We start from the raw sequence: 13,404 nt of genomic DNA, 5'->3' as shown, positions 1-13,404 counted from the left end.
ACTCACAGCCAAAGCCTTACGGCCTTGATTATCCTCTCTGCTAAATCCTCACTTAACCATACTCTCCTGCTCATCGCATTTCGTATTTCATTGAGTTAAGTATAGCGAAAAGAAACCCGCTTTACAATAAGCTCTGTAGACGTGAAACGACTTTTTCTTTTCCAAGAAGGAAAAGAGACACATTCAAATCCGGTCCATGGACTTGACCTGTCAACGCGGAACGCACAGACATGAACAGTTGCTTCCCTTTGAAGCCTGTTTCTTTCTGTACCGCCTTAAGCAGTGCTGGCATCGCTTCAACAGTGAAAACTTCTGCTTGCTCGACTTGAGCTAAGAAGCTCGTCAGCACAACAGGGACATGCTCTTCTTTCAACACAGCAGCAGCTTCCTCATCAATAATCAGCTCTTCCTTGAAGAAGATCGCGGACAAATCCACAATTTCCGCCGCGTAACGCATTCTTTCTTGATTGAGGCCAACCAACGCCTCTACCCATGCCCCAGTAGTCGCGTCCAAGTCGCCTTGTTGAAGGTAGCCAGCTTTACGCAAATGAGGCAGACAAAGGTCTACGATGCGGGACAGCGGTGCCTTTTTCAAATAAGCATTATTCATCCAGTTCAGTTTATCCATATCAAACACAGCCGGACTCTTAGATACACGATCCAGATCAAATTGTGCGATCAATTCTTCCTTCGTGAACATCTCTTCTTCCCCGCCAGGTGACCACCCCAGCAACGCAATAAAGTTCAGTACAGCTTCAGGCAAGTAGCCCAGCTCTTTGTACTGTTCGATAAACTGGATGATCGACTCATCCCGTTTGCTCATCTTTTTACGATCTGTATTCAAAATCAAAGACAAATGCGCGAAATCGGGAATAGGCATATCCAGTGCTTCGTACATTAAGATTTGTCGAGGTGTATTGGAGAGATGCTCTTCCCCGCGAATAACCAAATCGATTTTCATCAAATGATCGTCTACGATAACAGCAAAATTATAAGTTGGGATCCCATCTGGACGCGCAATGATAAAATCGCCAATGCCATTGGAATCGAATTCCACATGCTCGCGAACCTTATCTTCAATGGCAATAATACGATCCGCTGGCACACGGAAACGCGTTGAAGGCACACGGCCTTCCGCTTGATACGCTGCGATTTGCTCAGCCGTCAGATGACGACATTTGCCAGAGTATCCGCCCATTTCACCACTTGCTTCTTGCTCAGCACGCTCTTGCTCCAGATCCGATTCCGAGCAATAGCAGCCGTAGGCGTGACCGCTTGCCAACAACTTATCTTGATAAGTTTTGTAAATATCTAGTCTCTCCATTTGACGGTAAGGACCGTAAGGGCCGCCGATATCTAAGCTCTCATCCCACTCTAGACCAAGCCATCTCAAACCATTCAACTGGTCTTGGATGCCAGACTCCTTATGACGGGTTTGATCTGTATCCTCAAAGCGCACAACAAAGGCGCCACCTGTCTTACGAGCTAATAGATAATCAAACAGCGCCGTACGGGCACCGCCAATATGTAAATGTCCAGTCGGACTAGGTGCATAACGCACGCGTAAAGGCTGACTCATTGTAGTATCCCCTTTTCTTCTTCCATGCATGAATACCTGTTATTTTATCACATCACGAATTAAACAAACAACCGATTGTGCGGCAATTCCCTCACCACGGCCCGTAAATCCAAGCCATTCTGTCGTCGTCGCTTTGACGTTGACTTGGTCGATCTCAGCTTCTAGCGCCGCTGCGATAATTTCAGCCATTTGCGGGATGTAAGGCAGCATCTTCGGTTTCTGAGCGATAATCGTAGAATCTGCGTTCCCCAATTTATAGCCTTTCTCTTTCGCCAATTGCCATACGCGTTTCAACAAAACTAAGCTATCCGCATCTTTGTACTCGGCCGCTGTATCCGGGAAATGCTTCCCGATATCGCCGAGACCTAGTGCGCCCAAAATCGCGTCACTAATCGCGTGCAGCAGCACATCTGCATCGGAGTGCCCCAGTAACCCTTTTTCATAAGGAATCGTTACGCCTCCAATGATGCATTTACGCCCCTCTACCAACTGATGAACATCAAATCCATTCCCTACACGTATCATATCTGTTCCTCTCCCCTTACGTTATGTAAAATCCATTCTGCCCATGGTAAATCTTCAGGTGTCGTTATCTTAATATTATAGTAGTCCCCTTCTACCACATGCACGGCAGCGCCTAAACGCTCCACTAAACTCGCATCATCTGTACCCATGAACTTATCCAGCTGTGCTTGCTCATGTGCTTCCTGAAGGAGTGAAAGACGAAAAGCCTGCGGCGTTTGGATCGCCCACAAGCTTCGTCTATCCGGTGTCGATTGAATGCGCTTATCCGCTGCATCCACAACCTTAATTGTATCCTTCACAGGGACGGCTAAGACAGCTGCCCCTACGTCCTGTGCTTTTTTCAGGCACTCGAACATATGTTCTTTCTTTACGAAAGGGCGAACACCGTCATGAACAAGCACCCATTCTGTGTCCTCTTGCAAGGCATGGAGACCTCGTCTAACGGAATCTTGACGCTCCGCGCCTCCTGCTAGCACACACGTTACTTTCGTAAGTGCATAGCTCATGACATAGCCGTTGCAGCGACTCACATCATCTGCACCAACAACGAGAATAATTTCATCCACTTCATGTATGTTTTGAAATAATTGCAAGGTATGTACCAGAATTGGCTTCTGTCCCAGTTGCAGGTATTGTTTGCTTTCTGCTGTACCCATGCGCGAACCCTTGCCCGCTGCAACGATAATAACTCCTAGCTTCCCCATAAGTCCTCCAACTTGGCGCTTTCCGAGCGAAAGCTTTCTTCGTAATCATAGGCCCAAGTTAACTTGAAAGAGCTATGTTACATCTCCTTATCATACTGGTTTTACTGTGCTTTTTCCAATAGTTTTGGTTTCGCAAAAATCATTCGACCCGCTGAAGTCTGCAGCACGCTCGTTACCATGACTTCCAGCGTCATCCCGATGAAATCACGCCCACCTTCAACAACGATCATTGTTCCATCATCCAGATACGCTACACCTTGTCCATGTTCCTTGCCGTCTTTAATGACTTGAACAATAATTTCTTCTCCCGGTAAGACAACTGGCTTCACCGCATTCGCAAGATCGTTGATATTGAGCACCGATACACCTTGTAGTTCGCACACTTTATTCAGGTTAAAATCGTTCGTAATCACTTTCCCTTGAAGCACTTTCGCTAAGCGCACCAACTTGCTGTCCACTTCAGCAATTTCTTCGAAATCCCCTTCATAGATGAGGACTTTCACTTCAAGTTCTTTTTGAATTTTGTTCAAAATGTCCAACCCGCGACGACCACGGTTTCGCTTCAGTAAATCTGATGAGTCTGCAATATGCTGCAGCTCTTCCAAGACGAACTCAGGAATCACTAGGGTCCCCTCGATAAAGCCCGTCTTGCAAATGTCGGCGATCCGGCCATCGATGATGACACTCGTATCCAAAATCTTGTGCTCTTCGTAGGGGCGATGTGTCTGCTTCTCAGGCCCTCCAGAGCGACTCTTCGCAATAGCCTGCACGAGCTCTTCCCGCTTGCTGTAGCCGATACGGAAGCCCATAACACCCAATACAGCTGAAACGAGGAATGGCAAGAATGGCCCTGCCCATTTGGCTTGCTCTAGCACAGGGAAAAGCATAACTGAAACAAGCAATCCAATCACAAGACCAAGGGTACCGGAAAGCAAATCGGACACGGGAATATCCGTGACATTGCGTTCTCCTCTCATCAGTAAATTTATACCGATATTAGCTACCCACGCGGAAATCAGAAACATCCCTACTGCACATAAACTATTAATCCAAAATACTTGTCCTGCTGAACTTACGACATCCGTAGTAGAAAGGAACGCATCGCTCCACCTATAACCTAAACTGCCACCCATGATCGCCAAAATGATTTGTACCCACTTCTTCATCACAGATTCACCTCCTGCATCAACTTTTTTTGAGCCTTATTACAATTATGTTCCAATTTATGCAACGTTAATCACTTCTTTAGTCGGAAAATTGAAATATTAGAGGGCATCCATTATAATGAAATGGAAGTTACCAACCAACCAGAGGTGGATGGAATGAGCTCCTTGACTTTAAAGCAGTTCCAAGATCAAGTATCCGAATTGTTACTCCGTCACCGTAGTCTGCTTGATGTCTTATCCAAATTTCAACAGTCAGGCGCAGCTGCCAACCGTTCCGTGGTGAAATCCATTACCGAATGTGGATGTATTCAGGTTCATGCAGCTAAGCAAGAGTATCATCCAGAGATGACTTTGGATGAGGCTAAGGATGTTCTTCGCACCCACGTATCTGGTCACTTATGTGAGCAATGCATTGAGGTCGTAAGTAGCGAGCTAGGCAGGAATCTCTTCTACATGTCTGCGCTTAGCAACATTCTTGATATTAATTTGGAGCAAGTCGTTGAAAACGAATCAAAAAAATGCACAACACTGGGCCTATTCAACATGTCATGATGATCAAAACAAAAAAGCATTTATTTTCTTCCTGAAGGTTCAGGGGAAAATAAATGCTTTTTATTTTCGAACACCGAGCTTACACGTCAGATTTCACTGAATTGTTGTCGTCTACGCCGCGTCTTTTGTTTTTTCTGCGAAGATTACGGAGACGGATGAAGTATCCATCAACGTTTTTTTTTAGGCCGTAAAGAGCGTACATCAGAAGCGGTACGAAAATCATTTTGGAAATGGATTCTGGCCATTTGATCGCAATCAAGATTGCTGCTGCAACGATAATCGGAGTGATCCAAATCGCTGCTTTGGGAATACCCGCTTTTTTGAAGTTTGGATATTTCACTGTGCTGACCATTAAGTATGACAATAGAATTGTACTTACAAGAAGTACATAAACGTTAATATCGTTCACGAATAGAGCTAATGTACAAAGAACACCGCCTGCGGCTGGAATCGGTAAACCGATGAAATAGCCTGGCGTACCGGCAACAACATTGAATCTGGCTAACCGCAGCGCTCCACAGATCGGGAAGATCGCTGTAACAATCCATGCAAAAGCTGGACTAATGACGGTAGGGTCGTTAAACGCAACTACGTACATGATAAAAGCAGGAGCGACACCGAAAGAAATAACATCGGATAAGGAGTCTAATTCTTTACCGAACTCACTTTGAGCGTTCAACGCTCTCGCGACACGTCCATCGAGTCCATCCAATAGCATAGCGACAATGACAAGCACAGCAGCGATGCCGTGTTCTCCACTGAAGGCTAGGATAATCGATAGTACGCCTAGGAATAAGTTCCCTACTGTAAAGAGACTGGGAATTGATTTCGTTAACATATGTTTTTGTCCACCTCTGGATTTACTATACCCTAAACTTGACTTCATGAAACCTCAACAATGATACTTTATGATTGTATCCACTTTAAATATGTCTGTCAATGAACACTTGTTCCTGAATTCTTTTGAGACCTTCCTTTATGGCGCGGGCTCTCACTTCTCCGATTCCGTCAACTTCATCCAATTCCTCGATCGTCGCCATCATCATGTGTGGCAAGTAGCCAAACTTCTCCACTAGATTACCAATAATGATCGAAGGTAACCGCGGAATTTTGCCTAAAATGCGGAAACCACGTGGGGAAACCGGCTCTTCTGCAATCGAATTGGTATGAGAATACCCAAGCAATCGAATGATTTGCTGGGGCTCGAGCAGCTCGTCAGAAGACAGGCGCTTCAAACCAGCCTGCATCTCCTTGACTCTTTCCTCTGATAATTCTCTTACATAATCTTTTACGAGCAAACGCGCTTCAAGTTCCGCATTCCCAACAAGTTCTTCTAATTGCATACTAATTAGGCGTCCTTCGTTGCCAAGTTCGTTAATATAACGATTAATTTCCGCTTTAATACGTAATACCATCTCGAATCTGGCAATGACATTTGTAATATCATGAAGGGTAACTAACTCTTCAAATTCGGATGCACTCAGGTTCGTTAAGGATTGATCTAGAACAACCTTGTATCTCTCCAACGTCTGGATCGCTTGATTTGCTTTAGTCAGGATAACACCAATATCTTTCAGTGCATATCTTAAATTACCTTGATACAGCGTAATGACATTCCGTCTTTGGGAAATGGAAACGACCAATTTATTCGTCTGCTTCGCCACACGTTCCGCGGTTCGATGTCTAATCCCCGTTTCCGAAGAAGAAATCGATGAATCCGGGATTAGCTGTGTGTTCGCATATAGGATTCGCTTGATGTCCTCGCTAAGGATAATCGCACCGTCCATTTTGGCAAGCTCATATAAATAGTTAGGTGAAAAATCGCAATTGATGGAGAACCCGCCATCCACAATTTCAGTTACCTCTGAACTGAAGCCTACAACGATCAGTCCACCCGTTTTGGCGCGTAAGACATTCTCCAATCCATCACGAAATGGCGTACCAGGTGCTACCAATTGGAGCAATTGGCTCATCACATCTCGTTTCGTCTCTTCTTTACTCATCTTTTTCCTCCTGAAGGCTTATAGCTTGCAGAACTCACGTTAACCTAGTGCTGCTTTCAACGCCTCTGCCACCGTGTTTACCCCAATAATCTCCATCCCTTTCGGATGTGTCCACCCCTTCAAACTTTTCTCAGGCATAATCACTCTGCGGAAACCAAGCTTCTCTGCTTCCTTCACACGTTGATCAATCCGAGATACACCGCGGACCTCTCCAGTTAAGCCGATTTCTCCGAACACAACATCAAAAGGCTGCGTCGATTGATCTCGGAAACTAGATGCGATACTAATGGCAATTGCCAAGTCCACGGCTGGTTCATCTAGTTTGATTCCGCCTGCCACGTTGAGATAAGCATCTTGATTTTGCAAAAACATGCCCATTCGCTTCTCTAAAACGGCGATAATTAGCGAGAGGCGGTTATGGTCAACACCTGTCGCCATCCTCCTAGGAGAAGGGAAATTTGTCGAAGAGACGAGTGCTTGAATTTCCACCAAGACGGGACGTGTCCCTTCCATACTAGCTACAACAGCAGAACCTGCTACACCAAGCGGTCTTTCCGAAAGAAACAGCTCAGATGGATTGTTGACCTCTACGAGACCAACCTCTTGCATTTCAAAGATACCGATTTCATTTGTTGAGCCAAAACGGTTCTTCACCGCTCTTAACACACGATAAGAATGATGCCGCTCCCCTTCAAAGTAGAGCACACAATCGACCATATGCTCCAGCATTCTAGGCCCTGCTATTGCCCCTTCCTTCGTCACATGCCCGACTAGGACCGTTGCAATTCCCTTACCCTTAGCTATTCTCATAAAATGGCCTGTGCATTCTCGAACCTGTGATACGGTTCCAGGTGCCGAAGTGATTGCTGGGTGGAACACGGTTTGAATCGAATCGATCACCAGAAAATCGGGGTTCGTTTCTTGTATAGCTTCCTCGATAAGCTCGAGATTCGTCTCACATAATACATATAGCAGCGGAGAGGTGGCATTTAAACGATCTGCGCGGAGCTTCGTCTGCTTAATCGATTCTTCTCCTGATATATAAAGGACTTTTTGCTGGGCTTGTGTGAGTTCGAAGGACGTTTGTAGAAGCAAGGTTGATTTTCCGATACCCGGATCTCCACCAACGAGGATAAGTGACCCAGGGACAATGCCTCCGCCTAGGACACGATTTAGTTCTTTGTTGCTTGTAACAACTCTTGGTTCAGAGCTGCTTTCTATATGTATGATGGGGATCGCTTTTTCTTTCGTTTTGGGGATCGAAGATGTCATACCCTGCGTACGAACGACAGTTTCAATTTCTTCCACCATCGTATTCCAAGACTGACACCCTGGGCATTTGCCCATCCATTTCGGTGAATCATAGCCACATTCTTGACAGCTAAATTTGGTTTTTTGTTTACTCATTGAAGAAATTGCTCCTTACTATGGGGATATCCTTTTTGGCTATCCTTACCAATAAAGTTTACCATTTTTACGTTTCTCATGAAAGTGCCGAAAGAAACAAAATAAACAGCTACTCCATCTTTCGTGGACAGGATTCGTCATATATTTCCCTTAATTTAAAAAAGCATCTCACTCCACCCTCATCGGATGAAGTGAAATGCTTCTTCACTTACTTTTATTTCGTTAATGAGACGCCTTCGCCCTTCAGGACAACCAGTTCGCCTTCATTCTCATCAATGGTCAGTGAATCGCCTTTGGCGATATTGCCTCTGAGCAATTCTTCCGATAAGCGATCTTCAATATGTTTCTGAATCGCTCTGCGCAATGGACGTGCACCATAGGTTGGATCAAATCCTTCCTTAGCCAGGAACATTTTCGCCTTGTCCGTTAACAAGAAATCAACTTCTTGCTCTTTTAGACGCTTGCGCAGATCATCAGCCATTAGGCTAACGATTTGTGCAATATGTGCTTCGTCCAAAGAGTGGAATACGATGATTTCATCGATCCGGTTAAGGAACTCAGGACGGAAGCTTTTCTTCAACTCGCCCATCACTTTGTCTTTCATGTTGCTATAGTCTTTACCAGCATCCAGCGCAGCAGTGAAGCCCAGTGAAGAATTTTTCTTGATCATGTCCGCGCCGACGTTGGAAGTCATAATAATGAGTGTGTTGCGGAAATCAACGGTACGACCCTTGGAATCCGTTAGACGACCATCTTCTAGCACTTGCAGCAAGATATTAAATACTTCAGGATGTGCTTTCTCGATTTCATCGAGCAAGACGACTGAATAAGGTTTGCGGCGAACTTTCTCCGTCAGTTGGCCACCTTCTTCATACCCTACATATCCTGGAGGCGCCCCTACTAAACGGGAAGTTGAATGCTTCTCCATATACTCGGACATATCAATCCGAACAACGGCGTTGTCATCTCCGAAGAGGGATTCTGCTAGCGCACGTGCAAGCTCGGTTTTACCTACCCCAGTTGGTCCTAAGAAAATAAAGGAGCCCATCGGACGCTTCGGATCTTTCAAACCAGCTCTTGCGCGGCGAATCGCTCGGCTTACAGCTTTAACGGCTTCTTCTTGTCCAATGACACGCTCATGAAGGATATCTTCCATCTTGAGCAAGCGATCCGTTTCTTCTTCCGCAAGTTTGCTAACCGGGATTCCCGTCCAGCTCGCTACGATTTGCGCGATATCATCTGGCGTCACTTCCGTGTCCAGACGGCCTTGCTTCTCTTTCCACTCGTTCTTCGTGGAGTCTAGTTCTTCGCGAAGCTTTTGTTCCGTATCACGAAGTCCTGCTGCTTTCTCGAACTCTTGGCTCTGTACCGCAGCGTCCTTCTCTTTACGGATATTCTCCAGCTTGCTTTCAAGCTGCTTCAATGATGGTGGCGTTGTGTACGAACGCAATCTCACCTTAGAACTCGCTTCATCGATCAAGTCGATCGCTTTATCCGGCAAGAAACGATCTGTGATATAACGATCAGATAGCTTTACAGCTTCTTGAATCGCAGCATCCGTAATTTTCACACGGTGATGTGCTTCATAACGGTCACGCAAACCATACAAAATTTGAACAGCCTCTTCAGGTGATGGTTGGTCTACTGTAATCGGTTGGAAACGACGCTCTAGGGCAGCATCTTTCTCAATATATTTGCGGTACTCATCGAGTGTTGTAGCACCGATACATTGCAGCTCGCCTCTGGCAAGAGCCGGCTTAAGGATGTTGGAGGCATCAATCGCACCTTCCGCTCCCCCAGCACCAATCAACGTATGAAGCTCATCAATGAACAATACGATATTTCCGGCTTGTCGAATTTCGTCCATGATTTTTTTGAGGCGATCCTCGAATTCACCGCGATACTTCGTTCCAGCTACAACAGAGCCCATATCCAACGTCATAACACGTTTATCTTTCAACGTTTCCGGAATTTCATTGTTAATGATTTTTTGAGCTAAGCCTTCGGCAATCGCCGTTTTACCAACCCCTGGTTCACCAATTAGAACTGGATTGTTCTTCGTTCTGCGGCTCAGAACCTGAATGACACGCTCAATTTCTTTGCTACGCCCAATAACAGGATCCAAATGACCCTCTTTGGCGTAGGCGGTCAAATCTCTTGCTAACCCGTCTAATGTAGGCGTGTTCACATTCGGATTCGTACCATGGCTAGGCGACACCGTTTCGCTGCTGCCCAGCAATTGAAGAACTTGCTGACGCGCTTTATTTAAGGAAACTCCAAGATTGTTAAGCACTCTTGCAGCTACGCCCTCACCCTCACGGATAAGTCCAAGCAAAATATGTTCAGTCCCCACATACGTGTGACCTAATTTTCTCGCTTCATCCATCGAAAGTTCGATCACTTTCTTAGCTCTAGGCGTATACGCGATGTTAGTCGGTTGCTCTTGCCCTCTGCCAATTAGAGATTCGACTTCATCTTGAATTTTCTCAAGACCAAGGCCGAGCGCAACGAGTGCTTTAGCAGCAATGCCTTCACCTTCACGAATAAGTCCAAGTAAAATGTGCTCTGTTCCAATATTGTTATGTCCTAATCGAACAGCTTCCTCTTGAGCAAGAGAAAGCACCTTCTGCGCACGTTCCGTAAATCTGCCAAACATCATAGCGAACACCTCCAAAAGTAGTATATCTATAGATTTCCTAAAGGATGATTCTTATCTTACTTTATACCCTGCCGAATTTCTCGCGAATCAGTTCCGCCCGTCGCATATCCCTTTCATCCGCATTCAGCTTCTCACCTGCATATTGCTGAAGGAACCCAGGCTGCGTCATAACTAACAATTCATTGAGCACATTGGAGGATACATTGTTGATGATGCCGAGGTCAATCCCCAGCCTTACATCTGACAACCGTTGAGCCGCTTCCTTAGAGTCAATAATCCCTGCATAGGATAGAATACCAAGGGACCGATTAACACGATCAATAATCCGCATTCTAGACTCTTGCAATAGCTTATGTCTCGCGGCGCGTTCATGCTCTATAATTTGCCTCGCTACACTATATAAATTATCAATGATCTCTTCTTCCGATTGACCTAACGTAATTTGATTAGAGATTTGGAATAGATTACCTAATGCTTCGCTGCCTTCCCCATATAATCCTCTAACCGTCAACCCAACTTGTGTAACTGCGGATAAAATACGATTAATTTGCTGACTTAGTACTAGAGCAGGCAGATGCATCATGACCGAAGCTCGAATCCCCGTGCCGACATTTGTTGGGCAGCTTGTTAGATAGCCTCTTTTTTCATCGTATCCATAATCCATGTGTGTTTCAAAAATATCGTCAATCTGATTCGCCAGATCCCAAACCTCTTTAATCTGGAAGCCAGGACATAAACATTGTATGCGAAGATGGTCTTCTTCATTGATCATAATACTAATCGACTCATTATCGCTTAAAATAACGGCACCATTTCTGGATTCATTAGCTAAATTAGGACTAATTAAATGTTTCTCCACTAGCACCATTCGCTCGAGCTCATTCAACTCTGCTAATGGAATGAGCGAGAAGTTGCTTATCGTCTCCAACTCTTCATTCTCAAGAACACCAGATAACTGTTCCAGCACTTCTTGGGATTGTTGATTGGTTGCGAGCATGGGATATGGATAATCTCTTAGGTTACGAGCAATACGGATCCGACTGCTTATGACAATATCCGACTCTGGCCCTTCACCCTTCATCCATTCGCTCAAAGCATCTCCTGTAAACCGCTGTAATGTCACTGGATTCACACTCCCTTACAAACTTACATACCCGCAATTTTCTTCTCAATCTCACGAATTTGGTCACGTATCTGGGCAGCCTGCTCGAATTCTTCGCTTTCGATACAGGTCATCATATCTTTCTTCAAAAGATCGATTTCACGCTTGCTTTGAATAATACCGCCACTTCGCTTGGGAACTTTCCCAACATGCACGATATTTCCATGCACTCGCTTGAAAAGAGGATCTAGTTTAACCGAAAAACTCTGATAACAGGACCCACAACCAAACCGACCTAATTTACTGAATTGCGAGTACGTAAGACCGCAGTTATCACAGCGGATAGCCTGAGACTTTGCCGCGGACAGTGGTTCAAAATCAAGTAAGCCTGATAGTAAATTGTGAATCGAAAAGCCGTTCGATGTTCCTGGAATCATCTCGCCCTTCTCGCGGGCGCAATTCTCACAAATGTGGAACTCGTTCTTGTCTCCATTCACAATCTTCGTGAAGTGAAGAGTCGCCGGTCGTTTCCCGCATTCCTGACAAACCATTCCATCTGCCTCCTTATCTGCTAAGCAAGGATATCAGCATTGCTTTGAGAATCTTAGCCCGAATTTCATCGCGCAGCGGGAGTTTAAAGGTCAATACATCTCTGGATATCGCTGCCCGAATCAGGTTAGCTTCTCTGGTGGAAATATAATGCCCCTCTTGCAATTGATAAATGAGCCCCTCTGAGGTGACTTGATCAATGTGGGTATGAATCGTACGGAAGATGTGATCTAGAATAGATCCATGACTCTTGAGCTCGATTTTCTGAATCCGAATATAGCCGCCGCCTCCACGTTTACTCTCTACGACATAGCCCTTTTCCAAGGTAAACCTTGTACTGATGACATAATTGATTTGAGAAGGTACGCATTGAAACTGGTCTGCCAAATCGTTCCGTTGAATTTCGATTGCTCCTTCCGAACTTTGTTGCAGGACATGCTTTAAATACTGTTCAATAATTTCTGATACATTGCGCATCAATTCGGCCTCCCAGATTTCTAGAAGTAAATTGACTTTGACTTTCTTTGACCTTAACTAAATTATAATCATTTCCTTTCTTTTTGACAAGTACTGCTCCTAAATTGTCTCCCACTACGTATCCGATAGCCTTATGTGAACCTTACTATTGTTGACCTTACCTAGGTATTTATTCGAAAGTTATTTAAATAAAAGCTTTTACTGCCGCTCGATTTACCAACATTCTACTTTGTATCACATATCCCGCTACTTCATTTGTGGAACCTCGGGGTCTAAATGTACTCATTGATTCCATTGATTGAAATAGATGGATTATGTACAGTAAATTCAGCTGTATTTGCCTCATTGGGCGATATAAATGGATTTTGTACAGCTAATTTCGATGTTGGAGTCAAAAATCAAGAGTTCAGCTATTTTTAGCTGTAGGTTTTCCATCTAATTCATTTTTTTCGGGCAAATCGATGATATTTACTGTAGTTTCTACAGCTATTTCGGTTTCATCGGGATCTACCGTCACCGATGGAACGCAAAAAAGAGTCTTACCTAGATTTCTCTAAGTAAGACTCTTTCATTGCTTGGCAACGTTCTACTCTCCCAGAACCCTGCGGTTCAAGTACCATCGACGCTGGAAGGCTTAACGGTCGTGTTCGAGATGGGAACGCGTGGATCCCTTCCGCCATC

General features: G+C 44.9%; 12 protein-coding genes and 1 rRNA gene. 1 reads left to right on the top strand and 12 read right to left on the bottom strand.

Annotated features, from left to right (window positions below; translation table 11 throughout):
* Positions 1–121 precede the first annotated feature (121 nt).
* The 4 genes from gltX to AC58QT_RS33890 all read right to left on the bottom strand — a co-directional run bounded on the left by gltX (position 122) and on the right by AC58QT_RS33890 (position 3,977).
* On the bottom strand, positions 122–1,579 hold the full coding sequence (gene gltX / locus AC58QT_RS33905) for a glutamate--tRNA ligase (protein ID WP_497412834.1): 1,458 nt from the start codon (positions 1,577–1,579) through the stop codon (positions 122–124).
* 39 nt (positions 1,580–1,618) lie between these two features.
* Positions 1,619–2,104: a 2-C-methyl-D-erythritol 2,4-cyclodiphosphate synthase gene (ispF, locus tag AC58QT_RS33900; protein WP_436240459.1), complete on the bottom strand. Its 486-nt coding sequence runs from the start codon at positions 2,102–2,104 to the stop codon at positions 1,619–1,621.
* On the bottom strand, positions 2,101–2,808 hold the full coding sequence (gene ispD / locus AC58QT_RS33895; RefSeq protein WP_497412833.1) for a 2-C-methyl-D-erythritol 4-phosphate cytidylyltransferase: 708 nt from the start codon (positions 2,806–2,808) through the stop codon (positions 2,101–2,103). Before ispD ends, ispF begins: the two co-directional genes overlap by 4 nt.
* A gap of 101 nt (positions 2,809–2,909) precedes the next feature.
* Complete coding sequence (locus tag AC58QT_RS33890) at positions 2,910–3,977, bottom strand: PIN/TRAM domain-containing protein (RefSeq protein WP_397342145.1); 1,068 nt, start codon at positions 3,975–3,977, stop codon at positions 2,910–2,912.
* A gap of 153 nt (positions 3,978–4,130) precedes the next feature.
* Here AC58QT_RS33890 and AC58QT_RS33885 point away from each other — a divergent pair, with 153 nt between their 5' ends.
* Positions 4,131–4,526: a nucleoside triphosphate pyrophosphohydrolase family protein gene (locus AC58QT_RS33885; protein WP_065858819.1), complete on the top strand. Its 396-nt coding sequence runs from the start codon at positions 4,131–4,133 to the stop codon at positions 4,524–4,526.
* Positions 4,527–4,605: 79 nt separating this feature from the next.
* Here the strand turns inward: AC58QT_RS33885 and pssA are convergent, their stop codons facing one another.
* The 8 genes from pssA to rrf form a co-directional block, all read right to left on the bottom strand.
* Complete coding sequence (gene pssA, locus AC58QT_RS33880; protein WP_310502685.1) at positions 4,606–5,364, bottom strand: CDP-diacylglycerol--serine O-phosphatidyltransferase; 759 nt, start codon at positions 5,362–5,364, stop codon at positions 4,606–4,608.
* An 85-nt stretch (positions 5,365–5,449) separates the two neighbouring features.
* Positions 5,450–6,529, bottom strand: coding sequence for a DNA integrity scanning diadenylate cyclase DisA (gene disA / locus AC58QT_RS33875; RefSeq protein WP_310502686.1), 1,080 nt, complete (start codon positions 6,527–6,529; stop codon positions 5,450–5,452).
* 39 nt (positions 6,530–6,568) lie between these two features.
* A complete protein-coding gene (gene radA, locus AC58QT_RS33870) occupies positions 6,569–7,936 on the bottom strand; it encodes a DNA repair protein RadA (RefSeq protein ID WP_497289177.1) in 1,368 nt (455 codons plus the stop codon).
* A 214-nt stretch (positions 7,937–8,150) separates the two neighbouring features.
* Positions 8,151–10,595, bottom strand: coding sequence for an ATP-dependent protease ATP-binding subunit ClpC (clpC, locus tag AC58QT_RS33865; protein ID WP_310502688.1), 2,445 nt, complete (start codon positions 10,593–10,595; stop codon positions 8,151–8,153).
* Between the two features lie 61 nt (positions 10,596–10,656).
* Complete coding sequence (gene mcsB / locus AC58QT_RS33860; RefSeq protein ID WP_497289175.1) at positions 10,657–11,718, bottom strand: protein-arginine kinase McsB; 1,062 nt, start codon at positions 11,716–11,718, stop codon at positions 10,657–10,659.
* A 23-nt stretch (positions 11,719–11,741) separates the two neighbouring features.
* Positions 11,742–12,248, bottom strand: coding sequence for a protein-arginine kinase activator protein McsA (gene mcsA / locus AC58QT_RS33855; RefSeq protein WP_056618372.1), 507 nt, complete (start codon positions 12,246–12,248; stop codon positions 11,742–11,744).
* A gap of 13 nt (positions 12,249–12,261) precedes the next feature.
* Positions 12,262–12,723 carry a CtsR family transcriptional regulator gene (locus AC58QT_RS33850; RefSeq protein ID WP_497289174.1) on the bottom strand — a complete coding sequence of 154 codons (462 nt, stop codon included), beginning with the start codon at positions 12,721–12,723 and terminating at the stop codon, positions 12,262–12,264.
* A gap of 573 nt (positions 12,724–13,296) precedes the next feature.
* Positions 13,297–13,404: ribosomal RNA gene (gene rrf / locus AC58QT_RS33845) — 5S ribosomal RNA — on the bottom strand; the annotation flags it as partial.

The organism is Paenibacillus sp. J31R109 (genome assembly GCF_059692055.1).
Note: the sequence above shows the minus strand (reverse complement) of the source record. Positions and strands in the feature narration are given on the sequence as shown.

What these genes read in the sequence shown, in the direction of transcription:
- mcsA (WP_056618372.1), bottom strand. Translation starts at nt 12,248, where the DNA reads ATGGTTTGTCAGGAATGCGGGAAACGACCGGCGACTCTTCACTTCACG.
- ispF (WP_436240459.1), bottom strand. Translation starts at nt 2,104, where the DNA reads ATGATACGTGTAGGGAATGGATTTGATGTTCATCAGTTGGTAGAGGGG.
- AC58QT_RS33850 (WP_497289174.1), bottom strand. Translation starts at nt 12,723, where the DNA reads ATGCGCAATGTATCAGAAATTATTGAACAGTATTTAAAGCATGTCCTG.
- clpC (WP_310502688.1), bottom strand. Translation starts at nt 10,595, where the DNA reads ATGATGTTTGGCAGATTTACGGAACGTGCGCAGAAGGTGCTTTCTCTT.
- radA (WP_497289177.1), bottom strand. Translation starts at nt 7,936, where the DNA reads ATGAGTAAACAAAAAACCAAATTTAGCTGTCAAGAATGTGGCTATGAT.
- pssA (WP_310502685.1), bottom strand. Translation starts at nt 5,364, where the DNA reads ATGTTAACGAAATCAATTCCCAGTCTCTTTACAGTAGGGAACTTATTC.
- AC58QT_RS33885 (WP_065858819.1), top strand. Translation starts at nt 4,131, where the DNA reads ATGAGCTCCTTGACTTTAAAGCAGTTCCAAGATCAAGTATCCGAATTG.
- ispD (WP_497412833.1), bottom strand. Translation starts at nt 2,808, where the DNA reads ATGGGGAAGCTAGGAGTTATTATCGTTGCAGCGGGCAAGGGTTCGCGC.
- gltX (WP_497412834.1), bottom strand. Translation starts at nt 1,579, where the DNA reads ATGAGTCAGCCTTTACGCGTGCGTTATGCACCTAGTCCGACTGGACAT.
- disA (WP_310502686.1), bottom strand. Translation starts at nt 6,529, where the DNA reads ATGAGTAAAGAAGAGACGAAACGAGATGTGATGAGCCAATTGCTCCAA.